This is a genomic window from Nostoc sp. UIC 10630, assembly GCF_010747425.1.
Classification (GTDB): Bacteria; Cyanobacteriota; Cyanobacteriia; order Cyanobacteriales; family Nostocaceae; genus Nostoc.
Map to the genome: position 1 here is coordinate 1 of NZ_JAAGOG010000246.1, position 9,996 is coordinate 9,996.

The 9,996-nt window shown below is 37.8% G+C and carries 8 protein-coding genes; 6 read left to right on the forward strand and 2 right to left on the reverse strand.

The window, feature by feature from the left end; translation table 11 throughout:
* Positions 1 to 30: 30 nt before the first annotated feature.
* Together G1O98_RS33320 and G1O98_RS33325 are read right to left on the reverse strand one after the other, a co-directional pair.
* Positions 31 to 1,131, reverse strand: a complete 1,101-nt coding sequence (locus G1O98_RS33320) for an ArsA family ATPase (protein WP_163937603.1) — start codon at positions 1,129 to 1,131, stop codon at positions 31 to 33.
* A 120-nt stretch (positions 1,132 to 1,251) separates the two neighbouring features.
* Entirely contained in the window at positions 1,252 to 1,440 is a 189-nt protein-coding gene (locus tag G1O98_RS33325; RefSeq protein WP_114082757.1) for a DUF2862 domain-containing protein, read from the reverse strand.
* A gap of 448 nt (positions 1,441 to 1,888) precedes the next feature.
* On the opposite strand from G1O98_RS33325, the gene G1O98_RS40965 reads away from it, so the two are divergent.
* The 6 genes from G1O98_RS40965 (at position 1,889) to G1O98_RS33350 (ending at position 9,898) form a co-directional block, all read left to right on the forward strand.
* The gene (locus G1O98_RS40965; protein WP_265578557.1) at positions 1,889 to 2,020 is read left to right on the forward strand and encodes a hypothetical protein; all 132 of its coding nucleotides are present in this window, start codon (positions 1,889 to 1,891) and stop codon (positions 2,018 to 2,020) included.
* Between the two features lie 238 nt (positions 2,021 to 2,258).
* Positions 2,259 to 3,104 carry an ABC transporter permease gene (locus G1O98_RS33330; RefSeq protein WP_163937617.1) on the forward strand — a complete coding sequence of 282 codons (846 nt, stop codon included), beginning with the start codon at positions 2,259 to 2,261 and terminating at the stop codon, positions 3,102 to 3,104.
* A 156-nt stretch (positions 3,105 to 3,260) separates the two neighbouring features.
* A complete protein-coding gene (locus G1O98_RS33335; RefSeq protein WP_163937606.1) occupies positions 3,261 to 4,607 on the forward strand; it encodes an ABC transporter ATP-binding protein in 1,347 nt (448 codons plus the stop codon).
* Positions 4,608 to 4,635: 28 nt separating this feature from the next.
* Complete coding sequence (locus G1O98_RS33340) at positions 4,636 to 8,052, forward strand: glycosyltransferase (RefSeq protein WP_163937609.1); 3,417 nt, start codon at positions 4,636 to 4,638, stop codon at positions 8,050 to 8,052.
* Between the two features lie 60 nt (positions 8,053 to 8,112).
* The gene (locus G1O98_RS33345) at positions 8,113 to 8,847 is read left to right on the forward strand and encodes a methyltransferase domain-containing protein (protein WP_163937612.1); all 735 of its coding nucleotides are present in this window, start codon (positions 8,113 to 8,115) and stop codon (positions 8,845 to 8,847) included.
* Between the two features lie 121 nt (positions 8,848 to 8,968).
* Complete coding sequence (locus G1O98_RS33350) at positions 8,969 to 9,898, forward strand: glycosyltransferase family 2 protein (RefSeq protein ID WP_163937614.1); 930 nt, start codon at positions 8,969 to 8,971, stop codon at positions 9,896 to 9,898.
* The last annotated feature ends 98 nt before the right edge of the window (positions 9,899 to 9,996 follow it).

Below are 9,996 nucleotides of genomic sequence, written 5' to 3' on the forward strand. Positions count from 1 at the left end.
GCCCCATTCCCCATGCCCCATTCCCATAACTTAAAACGAAATTATCAAATAATTATTCTGAAACTTTGCTCCAGCCACAGGTCTGCCACTGAGAGCCGGGGGTAGGGGAATATTCCGTCGCTGGTCTCCTGCTTCTACCGTGACTTCTGGCCCATATTGGGTAAGCTTGACCTGCTTTTTGTCAAATCCTGGCAAGAATAAGCGTACTTGACGATTGTGGATGTCTATTTCAATTGGTTTAGGAGCCTGTAAAGCTTGTGCTTCAAAGTTGGGTAGTGCGTCTATCAGTGCTTGCCAGTCACCTGTTGGCGAGTCGGGAACAACGCTCACAGGTAGGGGTATAAATTCCTCTGGCAGATTGACGTTTGTCTCAGGAGACACAAGCAGAACACCACCGACAGTTAAACCAATTTGTTGAGCGCTACCCCATAAATAACGAGCATTTGTTACGTCAATTGGATCTCCTGTGGTCACTAAGAAAGCAGCAAGACGCTTCGGATCGGCAAGAGCGGCTCTCCCTTTTTCCAAGAAATTATTGACTTGGTTGGTAGGCCCTGCAAAATTATCTGCTGTCCAGTTGATATTGAAAAAGCTGCTAATCAGGGGTTGGATTAAAGGCGATTCAGTAATAGTCTTCCCCAAATCGGAGTTGACAAATAATTGCCGAAATCGCCGGACATACCAACTGAGTGATTCTGGCAAACCCAACATTCGCAACGTTAAAGAGTCACCCGTGCCATCGTAGACGATCGCATCATATTTGCCACTGGCATCATATTCGCGGATAGCATTGAGAGCTAGGGCGTTGTCCATCCCTGGCAATACTACCAGTTCTTGACCAAAAACGTCTTTGAAGATGGGCGTGCGGAGATATTGTGCCTCCAGTTTTTTCACTTCGTCCCAGTTGCGCTCAAGCAGTACAGATGCTTGAAACTGTACCGCCTGTAACTTGGGAGCGATTTCTTGAGGATCGGCAGCAATGGTAGTACCCAACAGGATTGACAATGTTGGTTCTGCTTGTCCTGCTAGGAGTACGCGCTTGCCTTGACTTGCCAATAATTTGGCTGCGGCGATCGCAATTTTGGTACGAGCGGTGCCGCCTTTGCCCAAAAATGTCAATATTAGAGCCATTACTTGATTCCTGTTTTCACCGCCGATCTTTTCAATTCCAACTTAGCACTCAATAAAGATTCTCAACCTGTGCTGGAAATTTCAGATACTGAGAAAAACTCCGATCTGAGTTCTTTATTACTACACAGGTTTAATTTCATCTTCAAAAAACCAAGTGGAAGTATTGTCCTCAAACAGCACTACTACACCGATCCCACTATCAATGACTTTGTAGCCTTGAATGATACCCACTTGTCCTAGTTTTTTTACAATTGGGGGAGAAACGCGATCGCGCAAACGAAACACTTTAACCTTTTGTCCGATTTCCATGCCTGATTACAATGCAACAAACCAGTCTCAGTGTAGCGGAATCCGTGACTCAGCTTTCACAAATTCAGGGGAGATGAGGGAGAAAATTCTAAACTTCTAACCTCAGAACTTAAAATTAACCACAGATGCGATCGCAAGGATTAGTCGTATTGGTGGAACATTTGCGATCGTTAGAGGTTCATCTAGATAGCTTGAGTTAAGCAACCAAAGTAATAGTTATGTATCAAACTATCCTCCGTCCACCACAAGAAACCATGCTTAGGATGGATGATTTACCCAGTGAATTAATATGAAAATCAGGTTTTACGGATAAATTTCACTGCATTCAGGCGGATTTTCTGAGTGAGACTTGTCAACCTCTAAATCTTATCCATCTGAAGAAGTTTTGTTTGCTAGCAACTTAAACCTTTACTACCATGCCGGCCATCCTTTGTAATATAAAGGGTTTGTGGTTGCGTTGGTATACTTCAGGGGGTTGGGTGGCAAAGCTAGGAGAAAAAGCAGAGCAAGACAGCCAACGGCAGAGCGATTAGCAGAGTGTCTGCGATCGCAAGGAATTGATCCAGATAGCTTGAGTTAAGCAAAAACTTGCGTCCTTACACAAGACAAGCAGTGTTGCCAACAGAATTTATATTGCTAAGAAAAATATACTTAGCAATAGCCGATTCATTGTATAATCACCAAGACAATTTGTGTAAGATTTTCTAGTAATAATGTATTCCCCAAGTAACACAAGGATACTTTCATAGCTATTAAGCTTTATGGAGACAAATTGGGTGTGTCGGTAGTGAACGAGGAAGCAGGAATTGTTGCGAGCAATACGAGGATTTGTACATAAGGCAGGGAGGCTGAGGCGTATACTACCGATAAATGAACGGTTGTGGGCAAAGTTTGACTTGCTGAGAACTTTGGTGCGTCGTGATTTAGAAGCGAGGTATAAGGGTTCTGTTTTAGGCAATTTGTGGCCTTTGCTAAATCAGCTATCACAATTACTGATTTACACCTATGTGTTTTCGGTTGTGTTGAAGGTGAAGTTAAGTCTGAAAACTTTACCAGAAAATAACTTCACCTTTGGTTTGTGGCTATTTGCGGGTTTGCTTCCCTGGATTGCTTTTATGGGGGGTTTGATGCAGTCTGCTAGTTCAGTCGTAGGACAGCCGAATTTAGTCAAGAAAGTTGTATTTCCCCTAACTTTGTTACCGCTCGTGCCAATTTTATCAACGTTCATTGAGAGTTCCTTGGGTTTAATGGCGTTGATTTTTTTTGTGGCGGTAACTTCTCATACTTTACATGCTACCTTGGCGCTATTACCCTTTGTATGGCTAACACAGTTATTGCTAACGGCAGGATTGGGCTATTTAGTGGCAGGACTAACAGTGTTTTTGCGAGATATCCCGCAGACTTTAGGGGTGATTTTAAATATTTGGTTTTATGCGACACCGCTTGTCTATCCAGCATCAGCAATTCCTGAGCAATGGCGGACTTTGGTATTCTGGTTAAATCCAATAGCAGCGATCGCTGAAGTTTATCGTGACATAGTTTTAGTTGGAGAAGTCAAACACTGGGGCGAGTGGGGAGTTTCTTCACTAATTGCAGTTGTAATCTTTTTTGGGGGGTTGTGGTGTTATCGCCGCCTACGTCCAGCATTCGCCGATGTATTGTGAACTAACAGTTTGATAGCATGGAGTCATTTAGCTAGAGATGCCAGCATTAACTATGTAGTGACATCTGGCAAAATAAGATGAGTGCATAGGCGTACCCCGTCGTAGACATCGCATTTTAGCTTTAGTGTGTGAGTTTTTAGGATTGACAGCAAAAGTATGGGTGAAGAAATTGCTATTTCCCTTAAGAATGTCTCGAAGCGTTTCAAACGGTATAGCCGACCTGTAGATAGGCTAAAAGAAGTTTTGCTACCTGGTAAGAGTACAACAGATGAATTTTGGGCACTTCGGGATATCAACATTGAGATCCCCAAAGGACAGACAGTTGGAATCGTTGGACGCAATGGTTCTGGAAAAAGTACATTGCTACAAATTATAGTGGGAACCCTGACACCATCCAGTGGTGATGTGCGAGTCTTAGGTCGAGTTTCTGCTTTATTAGAATTAGGAAGTGGTTTTAACCCAGAGTTTACTGGCAGGCAAAATGTCTTTTTTAACGGACAATTGCTAGGATTAAGTCAAAAACAAATCGAAGACAGATTTGATGATATTGCCGCTTTTGCCGATATCGGCGATTTCATCGAGCAACCTGTTAAAACTTATTCTAGCGGGATGTATGTCCGCTTGGCATTTTCTGTTGCAGTCAATGTCGAGCCAGAGATTTTAATTGTTGACGAAGCACTTGCTGTTGGAGATGTTGTATTTCAACATCGTTGTATGCGGCGAATGCGTGCAATGATGGATTCTGGAGTTACAACATTATTTGTTTCCCACGATGCAGGTGCCATCAAAACATTGTGTAATTCAGCCGTGATGATTCATGACGGAAAAATACATACGACAGGATTGCCTAATACCGTTATAATTGAATATTTAAAATTAGTTACAGAACTTGAATTAGGTTTAGCACAAGATATTACAGTTAACTCCCAACAGCAAGGAAATACTGTTGTAGATAACTCAATACAAGCTTCAGATTCTCCAAATTTTGAAATTGAATCTCCGAGTTCCAATTTCAGCAAAGCAACACGCAGAGGAAGTGGAAAAGCCAGAATCGAAAGCGTAAAAATCCTGAATCAATTAGGTCATTATGCTGGCGAAAGTCCAATCTTTGCATTTAATGAAGAAGTAACATTAATTGTGAATTTAAAAGTTTATTCTGTTATAAAAAGTTGTATTGTTGGCTTTCATCTGTGTGATAAAAATGGCAATGAAGTAATTGGTAGCAATACTTTAGAAGAAAATATCAAAATAGATAAACTAGAACCAGGAGAAGAAATAGAAATTAAGTTCAAATTTAATTTACCTCTTCGACCTAGTTCTTATAGCTTAACAGTTGCTGGAGCTGAAAGCTATGAATCTCTTAGCTTTGACTGGATTGATAATATAATGGTTTTTCAAATTTTACCCCCAGACACTGGAAAGCTCATTCATGCTTTAGTCCATCAACCGATGGTGGTTAAAGTAAACAAAAAAGTTTTACCAACAGTTGTGACACCAGCTTAATTAATACAGATATTAAAGTTAGATTATTATGAATAAAGATTGGTCAAAAGATTATCCATCGGCTGAAAATCTTACAGAAGAAGGTTTGGGGGAAAACCACGTTTTAAGGAAAATGTTAAACCTCATTGGAGACAATCAGCGAGTAGTAGACTTTGGGTGTGCGACTGGTTACTTTGCTCAGTTACTTAGTAGAAAAGGCTGTATTGTCACAGGTGTAGAGATAAATCTAGATGCTGCTAAAGTTGCCGAACAGTACTGTAAAGAAGTAATAGTTGCCGACTTAGATTTTGTTTCTGTTACAGAAATATTGCCTAGCCAGGAATTCGATGTTGCAGTGTTTGGAGATGTTTTAGAACATCTGCGAAACCCTTGGAAAGTTTTGGAAGAAACCAAGCAAATATTAAAAAAAGATGGATATGTAATTGCTTCTATTCCAAATATTGCTCACGGTGCAATTCGCTTATCTTTACTACAAGGTAAATTTGAATATACAGAATTAGGGATTTTAGATAATACTCATCTGAGGTTTTTTACCAGAGAAACGGTTGAGGAGTTATTTAAAATACCAGGATATTTCGTAAATATTGCCGATCGGACAAAACTAGAAGTTTTTTCAGAGAGTTCTTTGATACCTCAAAATAAGAGAGAACAATTCGACAGTAATACTATTAAACAAATTGAAGAAGATAAAGATGCTGACACTTTACAGTTTATTATTCGGGCAGATCCTTGGACTATAGAAGGAGAATATGCTGCAATAAGCGAACGCTTCTCTAAGCTGTTGGAAGAATCGGAGCAATTGAAATCTCAACTACATTCAACGCAAGCAGAACTGGATCAAGCCCAAGCTCAAGTACAGGGTAATCAGCTTCAGCTGGAACGATCGCAGTCTAATCTACAACAAACGCAGACAGAATTGGAGCGATCGCAGTCTAATCTACAACAAACGCAGACAGAATTGGAGCGATCGCAGTCTAATCTACAGCAAACCCAGACAGAATTGGAGCGATCGCAGTCTAATCTACAGCAAACCCAGACAGAATTGGAGCGATCGCAATCTCAACTCCGACAAACTCAGGCGAAATTAGAGAAATCACAGTCTGAATTAATATATGCTCAAACTTCTATTACTGCAATGCAAAGCAGTAAGTTCTGGAAGTTAAGGAAAACTTGGTTCAGAGTTAAGGGTTTCCTAAATTTGGTTCCCGCCTCAGAAATATTTACACATAATAAGGAGTTAAACATAGTTAATAAAACAGAAGACATCCTGAAAACTTCTAACTCTCTTCAAGAAGATTTATTCACTGATAACAGGTTAAAAATGTTTGCTTTTATTAGTGGGTGCCCGGGAGATTCTTATCGTTATCGATGTCATCATCAAGCGGAAATCCTAAAGTACCTTGGCTATACAGTTGATGTATATGAACCAATGGTATTTTTATACAATGAACTTATCACTAAATATAAAATAATTATTGCTCATCGAGTTCCCCATACTAACGAATTTGAACAGTTTGTTTTCAATGCAAAAAAACTAGACATAAAAGTTATTTTTGATACTGACGACTTAGTGTTTGATCCATCCCGTATTTCTCAAATTCATGCTTGTACGCTAATGGATCAACAAGAGAAGACTTTATACGAAAATGGAGTAAAGCGATATCGTAAATCCATGTCTTTATGTGACTACATAACAGTAAGTACAAACAAACTCCAGCAAGAAATACAACAAACTTTTCCTGATGCAGTTTCAGTAATTTTACGTAATCGTATAAGTGATGAGATGGAACAAGGAGCGATCGAAGCTCGTAAGAGTTATGTTCCTAATGATGGGATGCTTCGGATTGCCTATTTTAGTGGTACTAAAACCCATGTTAAAGATTTTGCAGAATGTGTTTTAGCCTTAAAAAGCATTCTCACAGAATTTCCTTATGTCCGCCTCATGGTAGTTGGACATCTCGATATCCCAGAAGCATTACAGGAAGTTGCCTCACAAATAGAGTGTGTTCCATATATGCCTTGGAGGGATTTACCAGAACTGTACCGGAAAGTTGATATTAATCTTGCACCCTTGGAAAAAAATAATGACTTTACCGAATCAAAAAGTGAACTCAAATATTTTGAAGCAGCGCTTTTATCTGTCCCAACAATTGCTTCGGATACAAGTGCTTTTCGTGTCGCTATTCAAGATGGAGTTAATGGACTACTGTGTAATAATTTGGATGAATGGAAAGATGCTCTGTATCAATTGGTAACTAACCAGAAGTTGAGACAGGAAATGGGGCATAAAGCTTTTGAAGATGTAAATTCTCGCTATTTGACGCGGGTTGCAGCTACAGAAAGTATGGAGAAGTGGAAATATTTATTGGGGGGAAGTTTATCACCCAATAAACCTCTTTCCATTGCTTTTATTCTGCGAGCGCCAATTGCTCAAACGGGTGGAGGCTATAAACATATTTTTAATTTAGCTTATTATCTGGCAGCTAAAGAACACACCGTCAATATCTATATTGAACCAATTGCTCATCTAACCAATTTTACTACTGAACAAGTAAGAGATTTTTGCGAGGAGAATTTTGGGAAGAGTAAGGCTATCATTCATTGTGGTCATGCTGGAATTGTAGAATCAGATATAGCGATCGCTACAAATTGGCCTACAGCTTATGTTGTTGAGCAACTAGTTAATACCCGATTCAAAGCATACTATGTTCAAGATTATGAACCTTACTTTTATAAACCTGGAGAGGCTAACTTTACTCAAGCAGAAGCCACTTATAATTTACCTTTAAATATAATTACTTTAGGCAAGTATTTGGCAGAGATCTTGAGCCAAAGAAATAAAATTGACTATCCGTATGTAGATTTTCCTTTAGGTGAAGTATTTTTAGCTGAAAATCCTATTTTGCATCGTCATTTAAGTACAACAAAACCCTGTTCAATACTATTTTTTGCTCGTCCTCATATCCCCAGGCGTAATTTTGCTTTGGGAGTAGAATCATTAAATAAATTGCATCAGCATAATTCTGATGTGCAAATCAAATTGTATGGACTGGAAGAAGCTTTAGAACTTCCATTTCCTTACGAAAATTTGGGAGTTTTAACTCAAGCTGAAACAGCAGAAGCAATGCGCTCATCTGACATACATCTATCTTTTTCTATGACAAATATAAGCACAGTTGTTTTTGAAGCAATGGCTTGTGGCTGTGCCACAGTCGAAGTGGATGTACCTCCAGTACGAGCAATGATTAAGGAAGGAACTTGTCTATTATGTGAACCTAATTCACAAGCTGTTTTTAATGCATTAATGGATCTAATAAATAATGCTGGAATGAGGCAAAATATTGCAACGTCTGGCTATGAATCAGTGAAGGATCTAACGTTACAAAATATGTGTATGAAATTTGAGAAAATTCTTATGGAATATAGCTTTAGAATTAAAAGTTGAATTAAGTATAAATAAGGAAGCTATTGATTTTAGATTGAAAAATAGGAGTCAGTAGAAAACATGATTACTAGAGTAGATTATCAGTTAAATCGCTTGCAATTTTTAAATAAATTAGTGAATTTAGAAAATGCAGAAGGTTTAGAAATAGGAGCTTGCGATCTACCAACTGTTACCAAAGAGGTTGGCAAATGTGAGTTTGCCGATTTTCGTTCATCGGAAGAAATGATTGCTCTTTGGAACCTTCCTGCTGAAACAGTAATGCCGATCAAATATATTCTCCAAAGAGATATTAAGGTTCACCTTCAAATTCACAAAAAGTTTGATTTTGTAATTCTCTGTCATGTAATTGAGCATATTCCTAATGTCATTAGTTATATTAAAGATTTACATAATTTGCTTAAACCAGGAGGATTTCTAGTTATTGCCTGTCCAGATAAGAGAATAACTTTTGATGCTTCAAGACCCTCGACAACAATAGAACATTTACTCGACGATTATTACAATAACTGTAATTATCCATCATTAGAACATATCTTGGAATTTGCCAAAGTTATATCTGAAGATTTAAAGCAGAAAAGCATAGAATCACCTAAAGAGTTTTATAAATGGGGATGCGAAAATTTTGAATCTGGACTTGCAGATCCTCATTGCCACGTTTGGACAGATGAAGAGTTTTTCACTCAAATGAAATACTTGATCGATGGGGATATTATTGAAGGCTTGGGAATTGTTGATAAACAATACAATGATGGTGCTTATAATGAATTCCTTATCGCTTTCAAATCTTCTGAATAAATTCAGATATAATCAGAGAAATATCAATTTGTAATGAAATTAGTTTGTTACATTATCAATTCATTAAATATGTCACAATCGCCTTTCCTATGCATCGGTTTACTATATAAGTATTACGCAAATGAAGTCTCAGTATAAGATAGCGGCTTATATAACTGCTTATGAAGATCCAAAAGCAGTTATGGATTGTCTTAATGCTATTGCTTGCCAATCCTCCTTTACGGTTGACAAGTTGCTGATATTAGATAACTCCACAAAAAAGCCTTTATTGCATCTCACGAATAAAGAAAATATTTTAATCAAGTTTCATCCAGAAAATATAGGAATTGCGGCAGGACTAACTTGGGCAATCAAATGGGCTATCGAACAAAAATATGACTTTTTATGGTCTTTTGATCAAGATAGTGTTCCGACTGCAAACTGTTTAGAAATTTTGCTAACCACTTATTATCAATTGTCTCAACAAGATAATTATAAAATTGGCATTATTGCTCCTACTCCTTCTGATCCTAGAACGAGTAAAGTTATAGAAGGTGCAGTTTTTTTTAACGATCATTTTCTAGCACTTAAACATAATAGTAGTGTTGATTTTTATGAATGTGATTCACCGATTACATCAGGATCTCTAATTTCATTAGCTGCCGCTAAAACCATTTCTCCTCCTTGTGCTGACCTATTTATTGATGGTATTGACCTTGATTATGGATTGCGACTAAGACAAAAAGGCTTTCATAACCTGATTGCTACTAAAGCTAGTATGCACCACAATTTTGGTAGTCCTATTCAAGTAAAATTTATGAATAAATATCGCTACATACAACAATATTCAGCTTTACGTTATTACTATATCTGTCGTAATCATAGTTATTTGGAAACTCGCTTTTCTCAAGGTTACTATCATTTCACTAGCTTAATTCGACGAATAAAATATATGCTGCTTCAAATTGTTTTTATTATGCTATATGATTTAGAAGATAAACAATTAAAAATATGGGCTTGTTTATTAGGGACTTATCGGGGCTTGATTGGAAATATTAGTAAAACTTGGTAGTTGAGATTTTTATCTCACACACTGTAAGAATGAACACACAATTAATTAAATCAGTATCAATTATCTTAGTTAACTATAATGGTGCAGATGTTTTAATA

Coding starts and splice junctions, on each gene's coding strand:
- G1O98_RS33320 (WP_163937603.1), bottom strand. CDS start 1,131: ATGGCTCTAATATTGACATTTTTGGGCAAAGGCGGCACCGCTCGTACC.
- G1O98_RS33325 (WP_114082757.1), bottom strand. CDS start 1,440: ATGGAAATCGGACAAAAGGTTAAAGTGTTTCGTTTGCGCGATCGCGTT.
- G1O98_RS33335 (WP_163937606.1), top strand. CDS start 3,261: ATGGGTGAAGAAATTGCTATTTCCCTTAAGAATGTCTCGAAGCGTTTC.
- G1O98_RS33340 (WP_163937609.1), top strand. CDS start 4,636: ATGAATAAAGATTGGTCAAAAGATTATCCATCGGCTGAAAATCTTACA.
- G1O98_RS33345 (WP_163937612.1), top strand. CDS start 8,113: ATGATTACTAGAGTAGATTATCAGTTAAATCGCTTGCAATTTTTAAAT.
- G1O98_RS33350 (WP_163937614.1), top strand. CDS start 8,969: ATGAAGTCTCAGTATAAGATAGCGGCTTATATAACTGCTTATGAAGAT.